Source organism: Ensifer sp. VA4 (assembly GCF_055710065.1).
Genome location: NZ_JBVQPO010000002.1, coordinates 267363 through 289023 on the forward strand (window position 1 = coordinate 267363; position 21661 = coordinate 289023).

At 63.9% G+C, this 21661-nt stretch carries 26 protein-coding genes; 14 read left to right on the forward strand and 12 right to left on the reverse strand.

Annotated elements, in window-relative coordinates; all coding sequences use genetic code 11:
• Positions 1 to 133 precede the first annotated feature (133 nt).
• Positions 134 to 970, forward strand: a complete 837-nt coding sequence (locus tag AC0C6X_RS04260) for a C40 family peptidase (RefSeq protein WP_173515217.1) — start codon at positions 134 to 136, stop codon at positions 968 to 970.
• A 28-nt stretch (positions 971 to 998) separates the two neighbouring features.
• On the opposite strand, the gene AC0C6X_RS04265 is transcribed toward AC0C6X_RS04260, so the two are convergent.
• Positions 999 to 2240, reverse strand: a complete 1242-nt coding sequence (locus AC0C6X_RS04265) for an SAM-dependent methyltransferase (RefSeq protein WP_173515216.1) — start codon at positions 2238 to 2240, stop codon at positions 999 to 1001.
• Between the two features lie 166 nt (positions 2241 to 2406).
• Entirely contained in the window at positions 2407 to 2976 is a 570-nt protein-coding gene (gene efp, locus AC0C6X_RS04270; RefSeq protein ID WP_173515215.1) for an elongation factor P, read from the reverse strand.
• Between the two features lie 160 nt (positions 2977 to 3136).
• On the opposite strand from efp, the gene epmA reads away from it, so the two are divergent.
• The 6 genes from epmA to AC0C6X_RS04300 all read left to right on the forward strand — a co-directional run bounded on the left by epmA (position 3137) and on the right by AC0C6X_RS04300 (position 9170).
• The gene (epmA, locus tag AC0C6X_RS04275) at positions 3137 to 4189 is read left to right on the forward strand and encodes an EF-P lysine aminoacylase EpmA (protein WP_472952009.1); all 1053 of its coding nucleotides are present in this window, start codon (positions 3137 to 3139) and stop codon (positions 4187 to 4189) included.
• On the forward strand, positions 4186 to 5238 hold the full coding sequence (locus AC0C6X_RS04280) for a lysine-2,3-aminomutase-like protein (RefSeq protein ID WP_472952010.1): 1053 nt from the start codon (positions 4186 to 4188) through the stop codon (positions 5236 to 5238). The genes epmA and AC0C6X_RS04280 overlap by 4 nt, the downstream gene beginning before the upstream one ends.
• Before the next feature lie 166 nt (positions 5239 to 5404).
• The gene (locus AC0C6X_RS04285; protein WP_472952011.1) at positions 5405 to 5836 is read left to right on the forward strand and encodes a carboxymuconolactone decarboxylase family protein; all 432 of its coding nucleotides are present in this window, start codon (positions 5405 to 5407) and stop codon (positions 5834 to 5836) included.
• 1 nt (position 5837) lies between these two features.
• On the forward strand, positions 5838 to 6731 hold the full coding sequence (sigJ, locus tag AC0C6X_RS04290) for an RNA polymerase sigma factor SigJ (protein ID WP_472952012.1): 894 nt from the start codon (positions 5838 to 5840) through the stop codon (positions 6729 to 6731).
• Positions 6732 to 6819: 88 nt separating this feature from the next.
• Positions 6820 to 8247 (forward strand): MFS transporter, encoded by a 1428-nt coding sequence (locus tag AC0C6X_RS04295; RefSeq protein ID WP_472952014.1) that lies wholly within the window; start codon positions 6820 to 6822, stop codon positions 8245 to 8247.
• 98 nt (positions 8248 to 8345) lie between these two features.
• Positions 8346 to 9170 (forward strand): class I SAM-dependent methyltransferase, encoded by an 825-nt coding sequence (locus tag AC0C6X_RS04300; RefSeq protein ID WP_472952016.1) that lies wholly within the window; start codon positions 8346 to 8348, stop codon positions 9168 to 9170.
• 56 nt (positions 9171 to 9226) lie between these two features.
• On the opposite strand, the gene AC0C6X_RS04305 is transcribed toward AC0C6X_RS04300, so the two are convergent.
• On the reverse strand, positions 9227 to 9889 hold the full coding sequence (locus tag AC0C6X_RS04305) for a YiaD family glycine zipper/OmpA-like lipoprotein (RefSeq protein ID WP_247960287.1): 663 nt from the start codon (positions 9887 to 9889) through the stop codon (positions 9227 to 9229).
• 246 nt (positions 9890 to 10135) lie between these two features.
• Here AC0C6X_RS04305 and AC0C6X_RS04310 point away from each other — a divergent pair, with 246 nt between their 5' ends.
• On the forward strand, positions 10136 to 10774 hold the full coding sequence (locus AC0C6X_RS04310) for an exopolysaccharide biosynthesis protein (RefSeq protein WP_173515207.1): 639 nt from the start codon (positions 10136 to 10138) through the stop codon (positions 10772 to 10774).
• Positions 10775 to 10838: 64 nt separating this feature from the next.
• Here the strand turns inward: AC0C6X_RS04310 and AC0C6X_RS04315 are convergent, their stop codons facing one another.
• The 3 genes from AC0C6X_RS04315 to AC0C6X_RS04325 all read right to left on the reverse strand — a co-directional run bounded on the left by AC0C6X_RS04315 (position 10839) and on the right by AC0C6X_RS04325 (position 12417).
• On the reverse strand, positions 10839 to 11192 hold the full coding sequence (locus AC0C6X_RS04315) for an antibiotic biosynthesis monooxygenase (RefSeq protein ID WP_173515206.1): 354 nt from the start codon (positions 11190 to 11192) through the stop codon (positions 10839 to 10841).
• Positions 11193 to 11302: 110 nt separating this feature from the next.
• Complete coding sequence (locus AC0C6X_RS04320; RefSeq protein ID WP_173515205.1) at positions 11303 to 11836, reverse strand: GNAT family N-acetyltransferase; 534 nt, start codon at positions 11834 to 11836, stop codon at positions 11303 to 11305.
• 2 nt (positions 11837 to 11838) lie between these two features.
• Positions 11839 to 12417, reverse strand: a complete 579-nt coding sequence (locus AC0C6X_RS04325; protein ID WP_173515204.1) for a helix-turn-helix domain-containing protein — start codon at positions 12415 to 12417, stop codon at positions 11839 to 11841.
• A gap of 218 nt (positions 12418 to 12635) precedes the next feature.
• Between AC0C6X_RS04325 and AC0C6X_RS04330 the strand changes: the two genes are divergently transcribed.
• Together AC0C6X_RS04330 and lepA are read left to right on the forward strand one after the other, a co-directional pair.
• Positions 12636 to 13877, forward strand: coding sequence for an MFS transporter (locus tag AC0C6X_RS04330; protein WP_173515203.1), 1242 nt, complete (start codon positions 12636 to 12638; stop codon positions 13875 to 13877).
• A gap of 70 nt (positions 13878 to 13947) precedes the next feature.
• Entirely contained in the window at positions 13948 to 15774 is a 1827-nt protein-coding gene (gene lepA, locus AC0C6X_RS04335; protein WP_376741612.1) for a translation elongation factor 4, read from the forward strand.
• Positions 15775 to 15884: 110 nt separating this feature from the next.
• Here lepA and AC0C6X_RS04340 read toward each other — a convergent pair whose 3' ends face one another.
• The 4 genes from AC0C6X_RS04340 to AC0C6X_RS04355 all read right to left on the reverse strand — a co-directional run bounded on the left by AC0C6X_RS04340 (position 15885) and on the right by AC0C6X_RS04355 (position 18294).
• On the reverse strand, positions 15885 to 16388 hold the full coding sequence (locus AC0C6X_RS04340; protein ID WP_472952017.1) for a GNAT family N-acetyltransferase: 504 nt from the start codon (positions 16386 to 16388) through the stop codon (positions 15885 to 15887).
• Between the two features lie 102 nt (positions 16389 to 16490).
• Positions 16491 to 17066, reverse strand: a complete 576-nt coding sequence (locus AC0C6X_RS04345) for a sugar O-acetyltransferase (RefSeq protein WP_472952018.1) — start codon at positions 17064 to 17066, stop codon at positions 16491 to 16493.
• Complete coding sequence (locus AC0C6X_RS04350; protein ID WP_247960292.1) at positions 17063 to 17542, reverse strand: GFA family protein; 480 nt, start codon at positions 17540 to 17542, stop codon at positions 17063 to 17065. The genes AC0C6X_RS04345 and AC0C6X_RS04350 overlap by 4 nt, the downstream gene beginning before the upstream one ends.
• Entirely contained in the window at positions 17539 to 18294 is a 756-nt protein-coding gene (locus tag AC0C6X_RS04355; RefSeq protein WP_472952020.1) for a type 1 glutamine amidotransferase, read from the reverse strand. The genes AC0C6X_RS04350 and AC0C6X_RS04355 overlap by 4 nt, the downstream gene beginning before the upstream one ends.
• A 356-nt stretch (positions 18295 to 18650) precedes the next feature.
• On the opposite strand from AC0C6X_RS04355, the gene rnk reads away from it, so the two are divergent.
• Positions 18651 to 19064, forward strand: coding sequence for a nucleoside diphosphate kinase regulator (gene rnk / locus AC0C6X_RS04360; protein ID WP_173515198.1), 414 nt, complete (start codon positions 18651 to 18653; stop codon positions 19062 to 19064).
• A gap of 122 nt (positions 19065 to 19186) precedes the next feature.
• Here rnk and AC0C6X_RS04365 read toward each other — a convergent pair whose 3' ends face one another.
• The gene (locus tag AC0C6X_RS04365; RefSeq protein ID WP_173515197.1) at positions 19187 to 19642 is read right to left on the reverse strand and encodes a DoxX family protein; all 456 of its coding nucleotides are present in this window, start codon (positions 19640 to 19642) and stop codon (positions 19187 to 19189) included.
• 219 nt (positions 19643 to 19861) lie between these two features.
• Between AC0C6X_RS04365 and AC0C6X_RS04370 the strand changes: the two genes are divergently transcribed.
• Together AC0C6X_RS04370 and AC0C6X_RS04375 are read left to right on the forward strand one after the other, a co-directional pair.
• Complete coding sequence (locus tag AC0C6X_RS04370; protein WP_173515196.1) at positions 19862 to 20143, forward strand: Rdx family protein; 282 nt, start codon at positions 19862 to 19864, stop codon at positions 20141 to 20143.
• Positions 20144 to 20211: 68 nt separating this feature from the next.
• Positions 20212 to 20571: a YqaA family protein gene (locus AC0C6X_RS04375; protein ID WP_472952021.1), complete on the forward strand. Its 360-nt coding sequence runs from the start codon at positions 20212 to 20214 to the stop codon at positions 20569 to 20571.
• Positions 20572 to 20603: 32 nt separating this feature from the next.
• Here AC0C6X_RS04375 and AC0C6X_RS04380 read toward each other — a convergent pair whose 3' ends face one another.
• A complete protein-coding gene (locus AC0C6X_RS04380) occupies positions 20604 to 21230 on the reverse strand; it encodes a ribonuclease D (RefSeq protein ID WP_472952022.1) in 627 nt (208 codons plus the stop codon).
• A gap of 108 nt (positions 21231 to 21338) precedes the next feature.
• Here AC0C6X_RS04380 and AC0C6X_RS04385 point away from each other — a divergent pair, with 108 nt between their 5' ends.
• The gene (locus AC0C6X_RS04385) at positions 21339 to 21650 is read left to right on the forward strand and encodes a hypothetical protein (protein WP_472952023.1); all 312 of its coding nucleotides are present in this window, start codon (positions 21339 to 21341) and stop codon (positions 21648 to 21650) included.
• Positions 21651 to 21661 lie beyond the last annotated feature (11 nt).

Below are 21661 nucleotides of genomic sequence, written 5' to 3' on the forward strand. Positions count from 1 at the left end.
TAGAAAGCCGAGACGTCACCGTCAAGGTCAAAGCCATGCAAACATGCGACAATCTCTCGACAGAGTGTCGCGGCTCAGCCACGATATGGGGTCACGACGTCAGTCCCCCTCCCTTCCCGGAGCGATCGCCTCGATGAGGACCATCTATCCGCTTTCAGAAAGCAAGGACACATTGCTGGATCGTCTCGGCGCCAGGCTTGCCGCGCGCCTGCAAGCGCAGACGTCCGGCTACGAGCCCTATACCCCTTCCGATCAGGAAACCCTGGCCCGCACGCTCCGTCCGGGCGACGTTCTCTTGATCGAGGGCAACCAGAAGATTTCGGCCGCGATCAAGTATCTGACGCAATCAACCTGGTCGCATGCCGCCTTCTTTGTCGGCGACCAGATGCCGCTGACGCTCGATCAGGCGACGCTGCCGGTCATCGAGCGGCCGCAGCTCATCGAGGTCAATATCGGCGAGGGCTGCGTTGCGGTACCGCTGCAGAAATACGCCTCGTTCAACACACGCGTTTGCCGGCCGATCGCGTTGACGCCGGATGATCGCACGGCACTCGTCGGCTTCATGATCTCGCGGCTCGGAATGAAATACGACCTGAAAAACATTCTCGACATGCTGCGCTATTTCATGCCGACGCCACCGGTGCCGGTGCGCTGGCGCCGGCGCCTGCTGGCCTTCGGCTCCGGCGATCCGACGCGGGCGATCTGCTCGACGCTGATTGCGGCTGCCTTCGAGCAGATCCGCTATCCGATCCTTCCCGAGATTACCCGGGCGCCCGGACGGGCCGCGGCGACCTCGACCTATTCACGCGAGGAGATCCTGCACATCCGGCACCACTCGCTCTATACGCCGCGCGATTTCGATCTCTCGCCCTTCTTCGCCATCGTGAAGCCGACGCTCGAGTTCGGCTTCGACTACAAGCGGCTGCGCTGGCATGCAGACGAAGAGAGCAATTCCAGGAAAAGTGTGTAGCGGTTTTCCGTCCGGAATTGCGTCCTTTCTAGAGATTAAGGGCGAGCGCCTGTTCGCGGGCCATGAAATCGCGCTGACGATCGGTGATATAGTCGCGCACGATCGGCGCCGCATCGCGCGAGCGCGAGAGTTGCATGTGGAAGACGAGCTGGCTGCCGGTGCGGAACATCATCTCGGCGCTGATCAGGTAGAACTCCCACATGCGGGCGAAGCGCTCGTCGTAGAGGGCGATCACCTTGTCGCGATTCGCCTCGAAGCGCGCGCCCCAATGGGCGAGCGTCGTCGCGTAATGCACCCGCAGGAATTCGAGATCCGTGACCCAGAGGCTGTTGCGCTCGACGACCTCGAAGACCTCCGAAAGCGCCGGCGAATAGGCGCCGGGGAAGATGTATTTCCGAAGCCAGGGGCTCGCCATGCCGGGCGGGCTCATATGACCGATCGAATGCAGCAGCGCGAGGCCGTCGTCCGGCATCAGCGCGTTCAGCTTCTTGAAGAATTCGTCATAGTGATGCACGCCGACATGCTCGAACATGCCGACCGAAACGATACGGTCGAACGGCCCCTGGACATCGCGGTAATCCCTGAGCTCGAAGCGCACCCGGTCCGACAGCCCGGCCGCGCGGGCCCGTTCGGTGGCCAGTGCCTGCTGCTCCTTGGAAAGGGTCACGCCGAGCACCTGCACGTCCGCAAGCTCGGCAAGATACATTGCGAGATCGCCCCAGCCGCAGCCGATATCGAGCACCTTCATGCCGGGTTCGAGGCAGAGCTTGGCGGCGAGCAGCCTCAGCTTGTTGCGCTGCGCCTTCTCGAGCGTCTCGTTGGGTTCTCGGAAATAGGCGCAGGAGTAGAGCATGTTCTCGTCGAGGAACAGCTTGTAGAATTCGTTGCCGAGATCGTAATGATGCGCGACGTTCTGCTGCGCCTTACCCTTGGGATTTGCCTGCTGGCGCTTGCGGAAGCGCATCTTCACCGCGCGCAGGACTTTCTGGATGGGGTAGGAGCCGAGTGAGAGGCGGTTGATCGAGAACAGCGTCAGGAAGTCCCGAAGCGTCGAGCCCTCCTCGAAGCGCATGGTGCCGTTCATATAGGCCTCGCCGGCGGCGAGTTCCGCATTGAAGACGAGGCTGCGATAGAGCTTCCTGTCGGTGAGCCGCATCGTCACTTCGGGCCCGGGTGTGCCGGAAAAGACGTGCCTTTTGCCATCGGCGTCGATCACCGTCAGGCGACCCTTGCGAATGAACGACTTCATCATATGCGACAATGGGAACATGCAGGCCCTCTCGTGACAAACCGTCGTATTGGCAGCGGCCGCATCCTAGCACCCGTTTTTGGAAATGCGCTCCTTAAATTTCTGGTTGCTGATCAAGGCTCCGGAAACGACAACGGGGACGGCCGCTTTCGCTGCCGTCCCCGTCCAAAACGACCTGGCTCAGGCCTCAGTCCTTGGCGCGCTCGACGTAGGAGCCGTCTTCCGTCGCGATGACGACGCGGGTGCCGGCCTGGATATGCGGCGGAACCGAAGTGCGCACGCCGTTCGACAGGACGGCCGGCTTGTAGGAAGACGACGCCGTCTGGCCCTTGACGACCGGTTCGGTCTCGGTGATTTCGAGGATGACGTGACGCGGCAGGTCGATGGCGATGGCAACACCTTCGTGGATCGACAGCATGACGGCCATGCCTTCCTGCAGGTAGGCCTTCTGATCGCCGATGTCCTCGGCGCTCATGACCAGCTGGTCGTAGCTTTCCGGGTTCATGAAGTGGAAGCCTTCGGCATCTTCATAAAGGAAGGTGTGCTCGCGGTCTTCGACGAAGGCGCGCTCGACCTGCTCGGTCGTGCGGTAGCGCTCGGAGACCTTAACACCGTCGGAAATGCGGCGCATGTCGACCTGGGTAACCGGCGTACCCTTGCCCGGGTGGAAGTTCTGCGCGGTAAGCACGACATAGAGCTTGCCGTCGACGTCGAGAACGTTGCCCTTACGGACAGATGAAGCGATGACCTTGACCATTAGTCTTCCTTGTAACAGAGGTATGCGCGACACGACGGGCCGGAAACACTGGCCCTGAAGGACGCGGAAAGAAGGATTTCGCGCCGCCACTACCCTAATTTCGTGCAAATAGCCAGCCTGAGCCGGCATCTGCGCGAAGAAAGCCTGGACTGAACCGATCATGTCGCATGCCTCACCCTGGTGGACACCCGATGTCCATGCCGACCGGCGCCCGTTTCTTCTCGGCCGCAACCGGATCCAATCGGCATTCCGCCGGTTCTTCGAGACACGCGATTTCATCGAGGTCGACACGGCGACGCTGCAGGTCTCGCCCGGCAACGAGGCGCATCTGCACGCCTTCGCGACAGAGGCGCTCAACCACGACGGCTCCGGCCATCCGCTCTACCTGCACACCTCGCCGGAGTTCGCCTGCAAGAAACTGCTTTCCGCCGGCGAACGGCGCATCGCCTGCTTTGCCCACGTCTACCGCAACCGCGAGCGCGGACCGCTGCATCACCCCGAGTTCACCATGCTCGAATGGTATCGCGCCGGCGAAAGCTACGAGGCGCTGATGCGCGATTGCGCCGAGATCCTGGCGCTCGCGGCAGAGACCACCGGCACCAGACAATTCACCTTCCAGGGACATGTCTGCGATCCCTTCGCCACGCCCGAGCGCCTCAGCGTCGCCGATGCCTTCGAGCGTTTCGCCGGCATCGACCTGCTGGCCTCGATCGCCGCCGACGGCGAAACCGACCGCGATCGCCTCGCCTCGGCCATGACGACGGTCGGCCTGCGGGTCGCATCCGATGACACCTGGGCGGATCTCTTCAGCCGCGTGCTCGTGGAAAAGGTCGAGCCGCATCTCGGCTTCGGCCGCGCGACGATCCTCGACGAATACCCGACGGCCGAAGCGGCGCTGGCGCGGCCGGCCGGGCGCGACCGGCGCGTCGCGGAACGTTTCGAGCTCTATGCCTGCGGCGTCGAGCTCGCCAATGCCTTTGGCGAACTGACCGACGCAGCGGAGCAACGCCGGCGCTTCGAGATGGAGATGGCCGAAAAGGCGCGCGTCTATGGCGAGAGCTATCCGCTCGACGAGGATTTCCTGGCGGCGCTCGCCATCATGCCGGAAGCGAGCGGCATCGCGCTCGGTTTCGACCGGCTGGTGATGCTCGCAACCGGCGCGTCTCGCATCGACCAGGTGCTCTGGGCACCGGTGGCGGAGACCCAGCCGTGAAAGTCCACCGCCCGATCAAGACCGCGCGCGAGCTGGTAGAAGCCGGTCTCGTCGACAGCGCCCGGGAGACCGCCATTGCCGCGGTCGCCGAGCGCTACGCCGTTGCGATCAGCCCTGTCATCGCCGACCTCATCGACCCGAGCGATCCGGCAGACCCGATTGCCCGGCAGTTCGTGCCGGATGCCGCCGAACTGACGCTGCTTCCCGAAGAGCGCGACGATCCGATCGGCGATAAGCCGAACAGCCCGGTCGCCGGCATCGTCCACCGCTATCCGGACCGGGTGCTCTTGAAGGCCGTGCATGTCTGCCCGGTCTATTGCCGCTTCTGCTTCCGCCGCGAGATGGTCGGTCCGCAGGGGCTTGGCACGCTGACGCCGGCCGAACTCGACACGGCGATCGCCTATATCGCAAGCCACGAGGAAATCTGGGAAGTCATCCTCACCGGCGGCGATCCGCTGGTGCTTTCGCCGCGACGGCTAACCGAGCTCATGGAGCGGCTGAAGCCGATCCCGCATGTGAAGGTCGTCCGCTTCCACACGCGCGTGCCGGTGGTCGAGCCGTCGCGTATCGACGCCGACCTGATCGCGGCGTTGAAATCCAGCGGCAAGGCGACCTATGTCGCGCTGCATGCCAACCATCCGCGCGAGTTGACGCAAGAGGCGCGCGCCGCCGCGGCGCGCCTGATCGATGCCGGCATCGTCATGATCAGCCAGTCGGTGCTCTTGAAGGGCGTCAATGACGATGCGGAGGTACTGGCCGCGCTAATGCGCGCCTTCGTCGAAACCCGGATCAAGCCCTATTATCTGCACCACCCGGACCTGGCGCCGGGCACCAGCCATTTCCGCCTGACGATCGAGGAAGGCCAGACGCTGGTCAACACCTTGCGCGGCCGGGTCTCCGGCCTCTGCCAGCCGACCTATATCCTCGACATTCCCGGCGGCCACGGCAAGGCGGTCATCAGCGCCGCGACGATCGCAGCCGATGGCGGCGGCTGCTACACGGTCACCGATTTTCGCGGCGGCGAGCACAGCTACCCGCCGAAAGGTTGACACGCGAGAAATCGCGTCTCGCCAACCCATTGAAACTTCATCAAAATATCTGGAAGCTACGTTTTTCTTGGTGCCTCCCGCGGAAAAATCGCGAAGGCGCGTCACAGGTATCCTGCGTCAATCGTCACATGGTCATAAGCAACACGACAACGATGGAGTTGAGACCATGACCGATACGAAAGCCGTCCGCTACGAACAGGAAATCCCCGATGTGCTCGGCGCGCTCGCCGATGTGCACAAGGCCATGGACCTGCACGGGCTCGACCGGACGATCCACAATCTCGTGCAGTTGCGCGCCTCGCAGATCAACCGCTGTGGCTTCTGCGTGAAGATGCACACCAAGGAATCCCGTGCCGAGGGCGAGAGCAGCGAGCGGCTCGACCGCATCATCGTCTGGGACCAGGTCAATGATTTCACACCGCGCGAGAAGGCAGCGCTTGCCTGGACCGAGGCGCTGACGGAACTCGGGCCACGCACCGACTTCGCGCCGCTGCGCGCCGAGCTGCGCCGGCATTTCAGCGAAAAGGAGATCAGCGTCATCACCTCGACTGTGGCGATGATCAACCTTTGGAACCGCATCCAGATTTCGAGGCACTGACATGAACGATCGCCAGCACATGCAGATCTTCGAGGAGGCGCGCCCGCGCCTTCTCGGCCTCGCCTATCGCATCCTCGGCTCACGCGCGGATGCGGAGGATGCGGTGCAGGACACCTTCCTGAAATGGCAGGAGATCGATCGCGCGGCGATCGAAACCCCTGCGGCCTGGCTGACGACCGCCTGCACGCGCCGCTGCCTGGATCTGCTCAAGGCCGCGCATCGCAAGCGCGTCGACTATATCGGTGCGTGGCTGCCCGAACCGATCCATACGGCGAGCGAGGACAACGCCGAAGAGAAGCTGGCGCTGACCTCTTCGCTGACGACGGCGTTCCTGCTGATGCTCGAACGGCTGACGCCGAAGGAGCGCGCCGCCTATCTGCTGCACGAGATTTTCGGCCAGCCCTATGACGAGGTGGCCGAAACCTTGGACATGCGGGAGGCGGCGGCCCGCAAGCTGGTGTCGCGTGCCAAGACGAATATCGGCCTGGAGAAAGCCCGGCACCAGACGCCTCGCGAGCGGCAGGACGCGCTGCTGTCGGCCTTCCACCAGGCGATCCACGGCGGCAACGTGACCCTTCTTTCAGCCCTTCTTTCAGCCGACGTGAAGCTGACTGCCGACGGCGGCGGCAAGGTGGCGACCGTGCTCGGCGTGCTCTCCGGCAAGGAGACGGTGCTCGCCTTCATCATCGATCGGCTCACCGAATACTGGGCGCACTACACCTGGGAAATCGGCGACATCAATGGCGGCCGCGGCATCGTGCTTCGGGACGAAGCGAAAAACGAGATCGCCGCGACGGTCGCCTTCGGCTATGACGGCGACGGAAACGTCGACGACATCTTCATCATGCGCAACCCGGACAAGCTCACGCATTTTGGCGAGGCTGCGCTCCACTGACATAGCGGCACCGCCGAAGCGAACGCGATCTCCCGATACCGGATGAGCCAATGCGCGTCCGCTGCGATGCCCCGCGTGAGGTACTGACATGCTTGAGAAAACACCCGCTCCGCAACAGGAAACCGGCTGGCGCGCGCTGCTGACGGGCGAAAACGCCGTGCACTCGCTCGTGCTCAGCGGCGGCGTCGCGCTGCATGCGCTCAACATCTATGTGGTGACGACGATCATGCCGTCGATCGTGCGCGAGATCGGCGGGCTCGAATATTACGCCTGGAGCACCACCGTCTTCGTCGCCGCCTCCATTCTCGGCGCCGCATTGTCGGCGCGGCTGCTCGGTGTCGTTGGCGCCGGCGGTGCCTATGCAATCGGCGCGCTCGTCTTCGGCTTGGGGACGCTCCTCTGCGCCACGACCCCTTCGATGGCGATGCTGCTTGCCGGCCGTGCGATCCAGGGCTTCGGCGGCGGCCTGCTCTATGCGCTCGCCTACGGCGTGATCCGGCAGGTGTTCCGGCCCGAACTCTGGACCCGCGCCATCGGCCTGATTTCGGCAACCTGGGGAACGGCGACTTTGATCGGACCGGCGATCGGCGGCATGTTTGCCGAGTTCTCCACCTGGCGCATCACCTTCTGGTCGCTGCTGCCGCTGACGGCACTGCTTGCCGCGCTCGCCTTCTCGACATTGCCGCGCAAGGCCGCCGCCGAAGAAGGGCGCACGCCGCTCCCGCTGCTGCAGCTCCTGCTTCTCGTCGGCATCGTGCTTGCGCTTTCGGTTGCGAGCACCCGCGCCACGGCCCTCGAACAAATCGGCTGCGTCGGAGCCGCGATCTTCCTGTTCCTGAGCCTGCTGTTTATCGAGCGCCGGGCGGCGGGCAAGCTTTTGCCTTCCGGCAGCTTCACCCTCACCTCCCCGCTGGCCGCCCTTTATGTTACGATCACGCTGTTGATGGTCGGCCTGCAGCCGGAAATCTATGTGCCGTACCTGCTGCAGGAACTGCATGAGCTGTCGCCGCTGGTGGCTGGCTATATCGCGGCGCTGATGTCGATCGGCTGGACGGCGGGATCGATGACGAGTGCCCACTGGCACGGAGAGCGGGCGAAGCAGACGATCTTTGCCGGTCCGGCCTTCGGTTTCATCGGCCTGACCCTGATTGCCCTGTTCATGCCGATTGCGGGCGCCGAGTTCCTGGTCATCGCGGCACCGCTCTGCATCGGCATCATCGCGGTCGGCTTCGGCATGGGCTTTGCCTGGCCGCATATCGTCACGGCCGTTTACGAGTTCGCGCCAGAGGGCGAAGCGGAGAAGGCATCGAGCTCGATCACCACGGTCCAGCTCTTTGCCGCGGCACTCGGCGCCGCGCTTGCCGGACTGACCGCCAACCTCGCCGGCATCGAGTCGTCGTCGGAGGGCGGCGTGGCACTGGCGACGGCCTGGCTCTTCGGTCTGTTTGCGCTGCTGCCGGCACTGGCTGTGCTGACGGCCGGGCGCGTATGGCGCGCAAGACGAACGACGGCTTAGGCCTTATCGGGTATTGCGGCCTGCCGAAACGACGGCGGGTCGCGAGGCAAGGACTATGGCACCGCTGACGCGTTCGACGGCGCCGTCGGGAGGAGACGATGGAAGCCGAGAGCCTCGGCCTTCATGGCGTGCGCGAAACGCTGCTGATCACGCTCCGGGCGAAGGCTGCGGAGAGCGCGTTTCCCGATTCCCTTCTGCGCGATCGTTTCGCCGCCGAGCTGATGCGACGCCTCGACGGCAAGGCGAAAGGACTTGATGTCGGCCACGACATGACGATCGGCATCGCGGTTCGTGCCTACCTGCTCGACCGATGGACCCGAGCCTTCATCCAACGCCACCCGGATGCGGTCGTGCTCAATCTCGGCTGCGGCCTCGATACACGGATCCTCCGGCTCGATCCGCCTTCCTCCGTCGCCTGGTTCGACGTCGATTTTCCGGATGTGATCGCCTTGCGACAGCAGCTCTTCCCCGATCGCATCGGCTGCACCGCGATCGCCTCGTCCATTACCGAGCGGGATTGGATCGACCGCATCCCCGACGACCGACCGACGATCGTCGTCGCCGAAGGCGTGCTGCCCTATCTTCGCGACCAGGAGGTGCGCGACCTCATGCGACGGCTCGTGACCTGCCTTGCCGGCGGCGAGATCGTCTTCGACGCCTATAGCCATATCGCCATCGAGCTTCTGCGCTTCAATCCATCCTTGCGCGCAACGGGCGCGGAGCTTCGCTGGGGGATCGAGGACGCACGGGCGCTGGAACGCGAGGTGCCCGGGCTGACGCTGCTCGAAGACATCCATGACTACGATGCCGCGCAGATTGCGCGCATGTCGCCGATGGCGCGGATCGCGATCCAGTTCGTGAGCGTGGTCCCCGTGCTGCGCCGCATGGGGCGCCTGCTTCGCTACCGTTTCAAGCAAATATGAAAAGGGCCGCGCCTCGCGGCGCAGCCCCTCGATAACAAACAGTCAGTGTCTGCCGATCAGGCCTTGATCGGAGCGATCGAGATTTCGACACGGCGGTTCTGCGCGCGGCCGGCTTCCGTTGCGTTGGAAGCGATCGGGCGCTCCTTGCCGTAGCCCATGGCCGACATGCGGCGCTGGTCGACGCCCTGGCCTGCCAGATAGTTGGCAACCGAGGCGGCACGGCGCTCGGAAAGACCCTGGTTATAGGAGGCGCTGCCGGTCGAATCGGTATGGCCATCGACGTCGATCATCGTCTTGTTGAACTTGCGCAGCACGATCGCCACCGAGTTCAGCGTGTCGTAGAAGGCCGGGATCACCTGGTCGCGGTCGGTCGCAAACGTGATGTTCGACGGCATGTTGAGGATGATGCGGTCGCCGGCGCGGGTCACGGAGACGCCGGTGCCCTGAAGCTGGGCGCGCAGCTCCGCTTCCTGCTGGTCCATGTAGTTGCCGATCAGGCCGCCGCCGAGACCGCCGATCGCGGCACCGACGAGGGCTGCGTCGCGCCGGCCTGCGGCGCTGCCGCCGACGAGCAGACCGGTCGCTGCACCGAGGCCTGCGCCGATCAGCGCGCCGCCGGCCGTGTTCGACATCTTCTGTTCACCCGTATAGGGATCGGTGGTGGTGCATCCCGAAAGATAGATGGCCGCAACAGCCAGAATGGCGCATTTCTTGATCATGGAATCAGTTGTCCCCATTGGTGCTCGAAAGTGCTTCATACTATCGATTGCGGCAGGAAGATGAAGAGGCGTCCCAATCACGCCATGGTTTAACGGCAAATGCCGTTTCACCGCATTATGGTGTGCCGGTCGGCCACATCATAACCGATCCTTCACATGCCCTTGGTAGGACGGACATCCAGGCGACCAGGGTAAAATGTGCGCGGCTTTCCGCCACCGCCCATTGAAAATGACGAGGCAAGTTTGATGGCAATCGAGTTCGGCGACACGCAACGCAGTCTCAGCGACACGCTCAACGGCATGATTGCCTCTATCCGTGGTGAGACGATCACGCTGCGCGAACTGATGACCGAGATCGGCGAACAGGGCTTCCTGCTGCTTTGTGCGTTGCTAACGCTGCCGTTCCTGCTGCCGGTGTCGATCCCCGGCGTCAGCACCGTCTTCGGCGCCGCCATCATCCTGATCTCCGTGTCGGTCACGCTCAACCGCCTGCCCTGGGTGCCGCAGCGCATTCTCGACCGCAAGATCGAGACCGAGAAGCTGGTGCCGACCCTGCAGAAGGGGGCGAGCATCGTCTCCAAGCTCGACCGCTACGTGCGGCCGCGCCTCGGCTTCCTGACGCAGGGCGCGGTGATGAACCGCTTCAACGGCCTGATGATCATGGCCGGCGGCATTCTCTTGATGTTCCCGCTCGGGCTTATTCCGCTGTCGAACACGCTGCCGGGGATTGCGATCCTCTTACTCTCGCTCGGCATTATCCAGCGCGATGGGCTGATGGTGGCCGGCGGTTATCTCTTCCTGGTCGCAACGACTGTTTACTTCACCGTGCTTGCCTATATGGCCTTTGCCGCCGGCCAGGGCCTGTCGTCGTTCTTCGTTTCCTGACGGCGGACTGCACTTTTCGCCAATCGGCGAACCCGACCCGACCAAGCTGCCGGGCCGGTTCCGTTTAAGCAGCCAGTCCGGCGAAAGCCCTGTAGCTGGCAAAATCGGTGCGGATGCCAAGCGTCTTCATCAGGGCTTCGCGGTCGAGGCCAAGGCTGCGGTCGAACTCACCCAGAGCGGCCGCGACCTTCGGCGCGACATCCGCACTGGCGAACTCGATCATGGTGATGAAATCGAACTGGCCGGGACCGGCGTGCTGCTCCAGGAACAGGTCCTTCACATAGCCATCCTGCTTGCGGATGACCGCAAGCGTCTTGTCGACCAGCTCGACGAACTGCTGCCGCGCCTCGACCGGCACGGTGTATTTGTTGATGCGGTACAGCGGCGCTACGACGGCGGTTTCGGATGCGGTGCTCATTGCTCTTTCCTCTGCTCTCTTTTGAACAAGAGCAGGCGTACGACCTCAAGCATAGTTGAGGTCAATAGGGAGCATCGCTCTTTTCTAGGGTGAGCGGCGCGATCACGCAATCACCCTTGGAGCGCGATCCGCTTGTAGAAGAAGGTCGTGGCGCAAAGGCCGCCTTCGGGCCACATGGCATAATCGGGGATGACACCGACGCGCTCCCAGCCGAGGCGGGGATAGATCGTCTCCGCCTCGCTGCCGGTTGCCGTATCGAGCACCAGCAGCGTCTTGCCACGGGCCGCGGCCTCGCGCTCGGCCGCCTCCATCAGCCGCCGCGCCAGCCCCTTGCCGCGGGCGGCGCGATGGACGAGCAATTTCTTGAGGTCGCCGCGATGCGGCTGATTCGGCATTTGCGCGACACCCACCTGAACGGTGCCGAGAATGCGGCCCGCTTCCTCCGCCACCATCAGCAGCGTTTCGTTCGCGGCGACCGCTTCGACGACGCCACTCCAATAGGCGAGCGCGCTTTCCGGCGGATAGGGTTGCATGAAACCGACAGAAGCGCCCCCCTCGACGCAGTCGGAAAGCACCTCGGCAAGTGCCGGGATGGCGAGGCGGGCCTGGGTTTCATCGAGCAGGCGGATCTGGAAATCGGACATGTTCAAACCTTGGTGCGGCAGAGGATGACGGCATAGTGAGCCGGCTCATCATAGGGGTTGTGGAAGATGTGGCCTGCCCCCAGAGCCATGAACAGGCAGTCGCCTGGCTCGAGCGAGTGGGAGCCGGATTCGGTTGTCAGTTCCAGCCGGCCGGAAAACAGCCAGAGATGCTGGGTGATGCCCCGGTCGGACGGTTGGCGCTCGAACACGACACGGGCGCCCGGCGGAAACTCGACCTCGACGATATCGACGGGCGAGCCGAGACCATCGGGCGAAACCGAGCGGCGCAAATAGCCGGACTCAGGATCACGCCAGAGCCGCTGGTCGACACGTTTCGCAAGCGGCGACGCCTCCTTGGTGTCGAAGGCAAAAAGGGCTGAGAGCGTCGTGCTGAGCGCGCTGCAGAGCTTGGCGAGAAGCTGGGCGGTCGGGCTCGCCTCGCCGCGCTCGATGCGCGAGATCATCGCGCGGCTGACGCCGGAACTGCTGGCAAGCTCGTCGAGCGTCAGGTTCTGTTCGGTGCGCAGCGTGCGGATCCGCTCGCCGATGGCATATTCGAGAGGGTCGGTGACGTTTTCCATTATTTGAGATTGCATTTCTCATATAGTGGAGTCAAGACTGAGAAAGATTAAAATACGGGCATGCGATGCCGCTTTGGCGACAGCACGACAAAGGTCTTTCTGCTATGGTCGCGGTTTCGCGAACGGAAACGAGAAAAGCTTACACTTCAATACTTTAGACGGTTCTCATTGATCACGCCCGTGCGCCCTTCAGGTGCGCCTTCATCGACAGGTTGGACATGACAAAGCAGCCCTCCTCGCTGACCTCGATCGCCAGCATCGTCACCTCGATGACGGCGGTGGCGATCGGCAACGGCATGATGCTCGCCTATGTGCCCTTCGCGCTGACGCGCTCGGACGCGCCGGACTGGGTGCCGGGTGCGGCCGTCACCATGATCGCCTTCGGCGGGCTGATCGGCTGCGTCATCGCCGGGCCGATGATCCGCCGGGTCGGCCATGCCCGCGCCTTTTCCTGCTCGATGGCGCTCGTCATCCTCTCGGCGCTGACGATCGCGCTCGGCGTGCATCCGCTCTTGTGGGTGCTTGCCCGCGGCCTTTACGGCGCATCCGGCAACACCAATTTCATCATCGCCCAGAGCTGGCTCAACCATGCGAGCGAGAACCACTGGCGCGGCAAGGCGATGGCGCTGTTCTACATGGCCTATGTCATCGGGCTCGGTACCGGCGCCTGGCTGTTCGGGCAGATCCCGGCCGACGGCAACCTGCCGCCACTCGTCACCATCTTCTTCACTGCGCTTGCGCTGCTGCCGATCGGGCTGACGCGACTGCCGACGCCGCCGGCGCCCGCCAAGGTCAGCATCGACATCCCGATGGTCTGGCGCAATTCCCCCGTCGCCTTCATCGGCGTGCTGGCCGCCGGCGGCCTGTCGATGGTGGTGCAGGGCTTCACCCCGATCTATGCGGCCGCCAACGACGTCAGCCAGAGCGATGTCGCCAACCTCATGTTCGTGATGCAGTTCGGGCTCATCGCCATCCAGTACCCGATGGGAACGCTGTCCGACCGGATCGACCGACGGCTCGTGTTAATCGGCACCTGCCTGTTGATCCTCGCCGCCGGTTTCTTTGCGCTTTCGGCCTCCTTCGGCAATCTGATCCTGCTGATGCTGGTCTTCGCGCTCTTTGCCGGCGCGGTCGAGACCGTCTATTCGATCGCCAATGCGCACGCCAACGACCGCACGGACCCCGCGGATTTCGTGCCACTTGCCAGCACCATGCTGGTTGCCTGGTCGATCGCCGCGACCGTCGTGCCGATGCTGGTGACGCTGCTGACACCGGTGTTCGGGCAGCGCACCTTCATCTATGCGGCGATGGCCGTTGCCGCCCTCTACGCCCTCTTCGTGCTCATGCGGCTGAGGAAACGCGACGAGGTGCCGGCGGCCGAGCGCGAGAGCTTCGAGATCAGGAGCGCGCAGGTGCCGAATGCCGGCGCGCTCGTCGATGCCGAGGCGGGCGCCGAATAGGCCGATTTATAGTGAACGAAGCCTTCATTTCCCGCTTTGCGGCGGTTGAAGGCGCTGCTATATGCGGCCCATGAGCACAACATCTTCGAAGACGCCCCTTTCGCATATTCGCAACTTCTCGATCGTGGCCCACATCGACCACGGCAAGTCGACGCTTGCCGACCGGCTGATCCAGTCCACCGGCGGCCTCGCCGAGCGGGAAATGTCCGAGCAGGTGCTCGACAGCATGGATATCGAGCGCGAGCGCGGCATCACCATCAAGGCCCAGACGGTGCGCCTGCACTACAAGGCCAATGACGGCGAAACCTATGTGCTGAACCTGATCGACACCCCCGGCCACGTCGACTTCGCCTACGAAGTCTCGCGTTCGCTGTCGGCCTGCGAAGGCTCGCTGCTCGTCGTCGACGCCTCCCAGGGCGTCGAGGCCCAGACGCTCGCCAACGTCTATCAGGCGATCGACAACAACCACGAGCTCGTCACCGTGCTCAACAAGATCGACCTGCCGGCGGCCGAACCCGACCGCATCAAGGAGCAGATCGAGGAAGTGATCGGCATCGACGCCTCCGACGCCGTGCTGATCTCGGCCAAGACCGGCCTCGGCATCCCTGATGTGCTCGAAGCGATCGTCACCAAGCTGCCGGCGCCGAAGAGCGAAGGCGGCGATGCGGCTCCCTTGAAGGCGTTGCTGGTCGATAGCTGGTACGACACCTATCTCGGCGTCATGGTTCTCGTGCGCATCATCGACGGCACGCTCAAGAAGGGCATGACCATCCGCATGATGGGCACCGACGCCAAGTACACGATCGAACGTGTCGGCGTGCTGACGCCGAAGATGGTCAACATGGACGCGCTGGGGCCGGGCGAGATCGGCTTCATCACCGCTTCGATCAAGGAAGTGGCCGATACCCGCGTCGGCGATACCATCACCGAGGACAAGCGCCCGACCGACAAGGCCCTGCCGGGCTTCAAGCCGGCGCAGCCGGTGGTCTTCTGCGGCCTCTTCCCGGTCGACGCCGCCGACTTCGAGGATCTGCGCTCGGCGATGGGCAAGCTGCGCCTCAACGACGCGTCGTTCTCCTTCGAAATGGAATCGTCGGCAGCGCTCGGCTTCGGCTTCCGCTGCGGCTTCCTCGGCCTCCTGCACCTCGAAATCATCCAGGAGCGCCTGGAGCGCGAGTTCGACCTCGACCTGATCGCAACCGCGCCTTCGGTCGTCTACAAGCTGTTCATGACCGACGGCACGGAGCGCGAGCTGCACAACCCGGCCGACATGCCCGATGTCGTCAAGATCGCCGAGATCCACGAGCCGTGGATCCGCGCGACGATCCTGACGCCCGACGACTATCTCGGCGGCATCCTCAAACTCTGCCAGGACCGCCGCGGCATCCAGATCGAGCTGACCTATGTCGGCACCCGCGCGATGCTGACCTACGACCTGCCGCTCAACGAAGTCGTGTTCGACTTCTACGACCGGCTGAAGTCGATCTCCAAGGGCTATGCCTCGTTCGACTACCAGATCACCGAGCACAAGGAAGGCAACCTCGTGAAGATGTCGATCCTCGTCAACGGCGAGCCGGTCGACGCGCTGTCGATGATGGTGCATCGGATGGCGGCCGAAAAGCGCGGCCGCGAAATGTGCGAGAAGCTCAAGGAGCTGATCCCGAAGCACATGTTCAAGATCCCGATCCAGGCGGCGATCGGCGGCAACGTCATCGCCCGCGAAACCATCTCGGCCCTGCGCAAGGACGTGACGGCCAAGTGCTACGGCGGCGACGCCACCCGCAAGCGCAAGCTCTTGGAAAAGCAGAAGGCCGGCAAGAAGCGCATGCGCCAGTTCGGCAAGGTGGAGATCCCGCAGGAAGCCTTCATCGCCGCGCTGAAGATGGGCGACGAGTAAAGAGCGCGTTGCACGGCAATAGCCCTCGGGTCGGCTTGCGACTGGATCCTCGGGTCAAGCCCGAGGATGACCGTGGGCGGTTTGGCCCGCCCAGCGACAGATCTCACCCCTCAAAGCAGATACCGCTTCGAGATCCGATCCACCAAGCGCCCATCGTTCAGCGGCACGGCCTTGTCGACCTTGTAGTCGACGAAGCCCATCTTGCCGTAATAGGTGAGGCCGCCCAGGTTGTCGGCGCGGATGGTGGCGTTGAGCGCCTTGAGGCCGATCGAGCGGGCGTGGTCGCAAGTGGCCTTGAAGAGCGCGGTGCCGGCGCCGGGCACCTTGTTGCCGGGGCGGGAGAAGGTGCCGATGTCGGCCCAGTCCTCGGGTATTCCGTCCCAGCGATCCAGCGCCTGGAAGGCGCAAGGTTCACCATTCTCGTCCTCGGCGACGAAGCAGCTCACAAAGCCGGGGCCGGCGAGATAGTGGGCCACGAAGCTTTCGGGCGTGAACGGCGTCTGGTGGGCGGTGGTGCCGCCGATCCGGATGATCTCGTTCAGGAAGGCGCAGAGTGCCGGTGCGTCGTCGGGTCGCGCCGGGCGTACATGGATCGTCTTCATCGCATTCGTCATCGAAAATTGTCCTCCTGAAATCGCCCGGATCATTTCATCCGTCCGCTGGAACGATGAGGCTGATCCGGCCCTTGCAATCACGCAGTTCCGGACGGAGCCGGTTCACGCCTCTCCCGATATAGGGGCGCTGGGCAGCGGGCGCGCCGGGTTGCCGACGACGATCGCGCCGGCGGGCACGTCCTTCGTCACCACCGAACCCGCGCCGACGATCGCGCCGTCGCTGATTGTGACCCCACCGAGAATGATCGCGCCGCCGCCGATCCAGACATCCGAGCCGATCGTCACAGGGCGAGCGACTTCGAGGCCCTGCCCCCGGAGCGCGGCATCCTTGTGGTGTTCGGCGCAATAGATCTGCACGCTTGGCCCGAGCATCGTCCCCTCGCCGATCGTCACCCGACCGCTATCGAGGATGGTGCAGCCGGCGTTGAGATAGACGCGGGCGCCGAGATGGATGTTGATGCCGTAGGAACAATGGAACGGCGCCTCGATGAAGACGTCATCGGCGACCGCACCGAACAGCGCGCGCAAGGCAGGCGCCATGCTTCCACGCTCCGCCGGCGGCATGGTGTTGTGCTGGTGGACCGCTTCACGCGCCGTGAGGCGAAGCGCGTCGAGTTCGTCGTCGAGGCACGAGTACCACTCGCCAGCGGCCATCTTGTCGCGTTCGCTGGCGGTCACGCCTTTGCCTTTGCTTCCGCCGCCTCGCGTCGTGCCAGGCTTTCGGCCGGCCACATGGTCTTCATGTCGTAATAGACCTCGAAGGCCGGGGCGCCGCCCTCGAGCGACAGCCACTTCACCTTGGAGCGAGTGAAAATGTGCGCATCCGGCGGGAAGTCCGAGGGCCGATCGAGGCTGGCAATGCGAAGGAAGGAGAGCCAGCCGCGCCGGCCGTAGTCGCTCCAGAGCGCCGTCTGGCATTCGGCGCAACGATAGACGTCGTGTGGGCGGCCGCTGTCGGTGGGGAGCGTGACGACGACGGGCTCGCCCTCGGTGAGCTCGATGTTTTCGCGCTCGATGACGCCGTTGACGACGAAAGCGCTGCCGACCTGGCGCTGGCAATCGCTGCAGTGACAGCAGTTGACGAACATCGGCGCGGCCTTCAGCCGATAGCGGATCTTGCCGCAGAAGCAGCCGCCGTTCAGTGTTTCACTCATCCGCCTACCTCCTCCAGAACCGGATCCTTATTCATCCCGACGCCCTCCCGGCGTCCGATCGTCGCTACCCAGGCGCGCGCCAGCGCCAGGCCGGCAGCATCGGCCGCTCGGCCATGGCGGGCAGCGTGCTCGCGATAGCGGGCAAGCCAGGTGGGGTCGAGCCGGTTGATCGTATCCGGGAAGGCGCGGTTCCAATCCTCGACCAGGTGCGTGTCCGCCTCGAAATGGAATTGAGTGCCATAGGCGGCGCGGCCGATGCGGAAGGCCTGATGGGTGGTGACAGCGTTTTCGGCGAGGTGCACAGCGCCATCAGGCAACGAGAAGGTATCGCCGTGCCATTGGAAGATCGGGAAGCTCTGGCCGACGCTGGAGAGCACCGGGTCCTCGGCGCCTTCGCTGCGCACCTGGACCTGGCACCAGCCGAACTCCCTGGCGGCGCCCAGCAGATTTTCGGCGCCATAGGCCCGCGCGAGAAGCTGGCTTCCGAGGCAGATGCCAAGCACGGAGCGGCCGCTGTCGCCGAAAGCACGCATCAGCGCGGCCAGGTCAGGCAGATAGGGATAGGCAGCATCATCGAGCGCGCTCTGCTCGCCACCGAGCACGACGAGCGCATCATAACCCTCGGGCGTTGCAGGAATGGTATCGCCAAGATAGGCGCGATGGATCTCGATCTGCGCCTTGACCTCGCGAAGCGCCGTGCCGACCTGGCCGAGCTCGGTCTTCGCCATGTTTTCAACCACCAAAACCCGCATCGTCACCTTCCCTTCGCCGTCGCGAACCGAGATTGATCACGAGCGCGGCCGCTGTTCAAGAGGCGCGATGATCCGCACCCCGCGCTTTGCCGCGCCCCGGTACGGGTCTTGACTTCCTGGTCAAACTTTCCGACCCTTGCGGCATCATGATGTCGACGACTTCTTCCTATCACTGCTTCCGGGTGTGCCCGATCGCAGGAACCTGACCCCGGCCCGGATGTTTGCGCTCTCCGGGTGAGGGGAGCCTTTCGCGTCGACAGAAGAAATTTCAGACGCGGCTGAACAGCGCCGAATTCCCAGAAATTCGATTCCGAGCGCGCCCGCAGGCGCCACGGCCGAACACGGCAGGTCACATCATGGCGGCATCCCGCAAGAAACTTCCCTCCATCATCATCAATGCCGAGGACCACAAGCGGCTGACGGCATTGGCCTCATCGGCGCTCGATCGCGTGCCCGACGTGGCCGAATCGCTTCTCTGCGAGCTCGACCGCGCTCGCATCGGCGCGCCGGGCGCGCTGCCGGCTGACAGCGTGCAGATGGGTTCCAGCGTTGCCTTTGACGCCGACAACGGCTTTGCCAAGCAGGTGACGCTCGTCTATCCCGGCGAGGCCGATATCGAGGCCGGACGCATCTCGGTGCTGACGCCTGTTGGAGCGGCTTTGATCGGCCTTTCCGTCGGCCAGTCGATCGACTGGCAGGACCGGTCCGGGAAGGTGCATCGCATGACCATCCGCAGCGTGACGCCCCAAGCAATTCCAGGAAAAGTGTGAAACGGTTTTCTGTCCGGAATTGCGTATTCTCTGAAGGTCGACCGCCATTACATGCCGCCAAACGAAAAACGGGGAGGCCGGCTTTCGCCACCTCCCCGTTTCCCCGTTCATCGTGCGATCGATCAGAACTGCTTGCCGAGCCTGGCGTCGACCGACTGGCCGTTGGCGCCGCGGATGGCGAAGAAGAACAGGATCGCCGCCCAGAGGATCGACTTCTCGGCACCGAACAGGCCCTCGCCCTGCACGACGCCGTGGAAATAGACGGTGACGAGCAGAACGATCATGCCGGCGAAAGCCGCCGGGCGCGTCAGCAGGCCGATCGCAACCAGGATGCCGCCGAAGAATTCGGTGGCGGCGAGAAGCGGCGACCAGAAGACGCCGGGATAGAAACCCAGGCCTTCGACCATGCCGATCGCGCCGAAGGGATCCGTGATCTTGCCGAAGCCATGGACGGCCAGCAGGGCACCGGCGAGTACGCGCAGCAACGTCTCGGCAAAGCCATCGAGCGGCAGATAGATCTTTTCCAGCGCCGGCAAGATGGCGCGCGGGCGGGAACTGGAAACGGTGACGTCGGTCATGAAGGGCCTCTCCGGCGGTTGGGGTGCGACAATTTGTGCAATGCCGCATCTCTCTCCGCGCCGCCCGCTCAAAGCAAGCTACCTGCCGATAAAAACATGACTAAACTGGTTGACAATTGTGTGAGCGCGGCGTGAGCAGCTACGGTAAGCGCGACGCAGTTGTTTCCGCCAGACGCCGCCGGTATGGTCGCCGCTCCGAGACATGTCCGAGACCAAGCCATGGACCAGAAGCCGCGCATCACCATCCTCTATTGCACCCAGTGCAACTGGCTCCTGCGCGCCGGCTGGATGGCGCAGGAATTGCTGCAGACGTTCGGACAATCGCTTGGCGAAGTGGCGCTCATTCCCGGTACCGGCGGAAATTTCGAAATCCGGGTCGATGACGCGCTCGTCTGGGAGCGCAAGCGCGATGGCGGCTTTCCCGGCCCCAAGGAACTGAAGCAGCGTATCCGCGATATCATCGAGCCGGAGCGCGATCTCGGCCATACGGACAGGAGCTGATCCTGGATTTCGGAATTCTCGCCGGCGTCTTTTCCGCTGCGTTCCTGTCGGCGACGCTGCTCTTCGGCATGTCCGAGGCTGCGGTCGTTGCCGCGGCCTTGCACGGAGAGACGGGTCGATCCGCCCTCTTCGTCGCGGCGACGCTCGGCAACGTGCTCGGCGCCGTCGTCAATTTCGCGCTGGGGCGTTTTCTCATCCGCTTCGAAGGGCGGCGCTGGTTTCCGGTTTCGGCGGCCGGCCGGCAAAAGGCCGAGGCGCTCTTTGCCCGCTACGGCCAGCCCGTGCTGCTGCTCTCCTGGCTTCCCGTCATCGGCGACCCGTTGACGCTGGTTGCCGGCCTGTTGCGCATGCCGCTGCCGCCGTTCCTGCTGTTCGTCTCGATCGGCAAGGCGGCGCGCTATGCCGTTATCCTGTATCTGACGCCCTGACGCCAGGCCGCCACAGCGCTGCGGTCGCCGGCCTAGCTGTGCGCGAAGATATCCGTCTCGTCCCAGCCCAGCAGGTCGAGCTTGGATCGCGTCGGCAGGAAGGCAAAGCAGGCGTCGGCGAGCTCCAGCCGGCCGTCTCGGATGAGGCGCGCTGTCAGCTTGTCGCGCAGCGCATGCAGGTGCAGCACATCGGAAGCCGCATATTCGAGCTGCGCCGGCGACAGGATATCCGCCGCCCAATCGGACGACTGCTGCTGCTTGGAGATGTCGACGTCGAGCATCTCCTTGAGATTGTCCTTGAGGCCATGGCGATCGGTGTAGGTCCGGGTCAGCCGCGAGGCGATCTTGGTGCAGAAGACCGGCGTCGTCGTCACCCCGAAGGTGTGGAACAGCACGGCGATATCGAAGCGACCGAAATGGAAGATCTTCTGGCGGGCCGGATCGGCAAGCATGGCGACGAGGTTCGGCGCTTGCGTCTGCCCGGCGGCGATACGGATCACGTCGGCCGTGCCGTCGCCCGGCGAAAGCTGCACGACACAGAGACGGTCACGGCGGGGGATGAGGCCGAGCGTTTCAGTGTCGATGGCGATCTCGCCCGTATAGCGCGCAGCATCAACCGCGGAAATGTCGCCTTCATGGACCCGTATTGCATTCGCCATCGAAAATCCCCAGATCAAACGAAATGGTGTCGCCTATAGCGCAAGTTTGGCGCCGGCGATACCGTTACCGTGTGCCGCCAGCCGGTCGCCCGTTCGAAAGCCCTGACAATGACGTCTTTTCGCTCTGCTCTCACCCTTTCGGCCCTTGCGCTGACTTTGGGGTTCTCCGCCGTCCCGGCACCGGCACAGACCTACCGGGATCTGCCCGGCGTGCGCCAGATGGACCCGCTGAACGGCGGCGGCGACCACATTGTATGTGAGCAGACCTTCGTCGACCGCAATTATCCGTTCGAATCGACGGCTCGCGGCCGCCCCGTCTACGACACGATCTACAATTGCCGCCGCGGTGATGGACCGGTCTTCCAGGGCAGCGATCTGCCGCCGTCGCTCTATCGGCAGAAACGCGGCCTCGGCTACTAAGGCGATCCGTC

What these genes read in the sequence shown, in the direction of transcription:
- AC0C6X_RS04260 (WP_173515217.1), top strand. Translation starts at nt 134, where the DNA reads ATGAGGACCATCTATCCGCTTTCAGAAAGCAAGGACACATTGCTGGAT.
- AC0C6X_RS04265 (WP_173515216.1), bottom strand. Translation starts at nt 2,240, where the DNA reads ATGTTCCCATTGTCGCATATGATGAAGTCGTTCATTCGCAAGGGTCGC.
- efp (WP_173515215.1), bottom strand. Translation starts at nt 2,976, where the DNA reads ATGGTCAAGGTCATCGCTTCATCTGTCCGTAAGGGCAACGTTCTCGAC.
- epmA (WP_472952009.1), top strand. Translation starts at nt 3,137, where the DNA reads ATGTCGCATGCCTCACCCTGGTGGACACCCGATGTCCATGCCGACCGG.
- AC0C6X_RS04285 (WP_472952011.1), top strand. Translation starts at nt 5,405, where the DNA reads ATGACCGATACGAAAGCCGTCCGCTACGAACAGGAAATCCCCGATGTG.
- sigJ (WP_472952012.1), top strand. Translation starts at nt 5,838, where the DNA reads ATGAACGATCGCCAGCACATGCAGATCTTCGAGGAGGCGCGCCCGCGC.
- AC0C6X_RS04295 (WP_472952014.1), top strand. Translation starts at nt 6,820, where the DNA reads ATGCTTGAGAAAACACCCGCTCCGCAACAGGAAACCGGCTGGCGCGCG.
- AC0C6X_RS04300 (WP_472952016.1), top strand. Translation starts at nt 8,346, where the DNA reads ATGGAAGCCGAGAGCCTCGGCCTTCATGGCGTGCGCGAAACGCTGCTG.
- AC0C6X_RS04305 (WP_247960287.1), bottom strand. Translation starts at nt 9,889, where the DNA reads ATGATCAAGAAATGCGCCATTCTGGCTGTTGCGGCCATCTATCTTTCG.
- AC0C6X_RS04310 (WP_173515207.1), top strand. Translation starts at nt 10,136, where the DNA reads ATGGCAATCGAGTTCGGCGACACGCAACGCAGTCTCAGCGACACGCTC.
- AC0C6X_RS04315 (WP_173515206.1), bottom strand. Translation starts at nt 11,192, where the DNA reads ATGAGCACCGCATCCGAAACCGCCGTCGTAGCGCCGCTGTACCGCATC.
- AC0C6X_RS04320 (WP_173515205.1), bottom strand. Translation starts at nt 11,836, where the DNA reads ATGTCCGATTTCCAGATCCGCCTGCTCGATGAAACCCAGGCCCGCCTC.
- AC0C6X_RS04325 (WP_173515204.1), bottom strand. Translation starts at nt 12,417, where the DNA reads ATGGAAAACGTCACCGACCCTCTCGAATATGCCATCGGCGAGCGGATC.
- AC0C6X_RS04330 (WP_173515203.1), top strand. Translation starts at nt 12,636, where the DNA reads ATGACAAAGCAGCCCTCCTCGCTGACCTCGATCGCCAGCATCGTCACC.
- lepA (WP_376741612.1), top strand. Translation starts at nt 13,948, where the DNA reads ATGAGCACAACATCTTCGAAGACGCCCCTTTCGCATATTCGCAACTTC.
- AC0C6X_RS04340 (WP_472952017.1), bottom strand. Translation starts at nt 16,388, where the DNA reads ATGACGAATGCGATGAAGACGATCCATGTACGCCCGGCGCGACCCGAC.
- AC0C6X_RS04350 (WP_247960292.1), bottom strand. Translation starts at nt 17,542, where the DNA reads ATGAGTGAAACACTGAACGGCGGCTGCTTCTGCGGCAAGATCCGCTAT.
- AC0C6X_RS04355 (WP_472952020.1), bottom strand. Translation starts at nt 18,294, where the DNA reads ATGCGGGTTTTGGTGGTTGAAAACATGGCGAAGACCGAGCTCGGCCAG.
- rnk (WP_173515198.1), top strand. Translation starts at nt 18,651, where the DNA reads ATGGCGGCATCCCGCAAGAAACTTCCCTCCATCATCATCAATGCCGAG.
- AC0C6X_RS04365 (WP_173515197.1), bottom strand. Translation starts at nt 19,642, where the DNA reads ATGACCGACGTCACCGTTTCCAGTTCCCGCCCGCGCGCCATCTTGCCG.
- AC0C6X_RS04370 (WP_173515196.1), top strand. Translation starts at nt 19,862, where the DNA reads ATGGACCAGAAGCCGCGCATCACCATCCTCTATTGCACCCAGTGCAAC.
- AC0C6X_RS04375 (WP_472952021.1), top strand. Translation starts at nt 20,212, where the DNA reads ATGTCCGAGGCTGCGGTCGTTGCCGCGGCCTTGCACGGAGAGACGGGT.
- AC0C6X_RS04380 (WP_472952022.1), bottom strand. Translation starts at nt 21,230, where the DNA reads ATGGCGAATGCAATACGGGTCCATGAAGGCGACATTTCCGCGGTTGAT.
- AC0C6X_RS04385 (WP_472952023.1), top strand. Translation starts at nt 21,339, where the DNA reads ATGACGTCTTTTCGCTCTGCTCTCACCCTTTCGGCCCTTGCGCTGACT.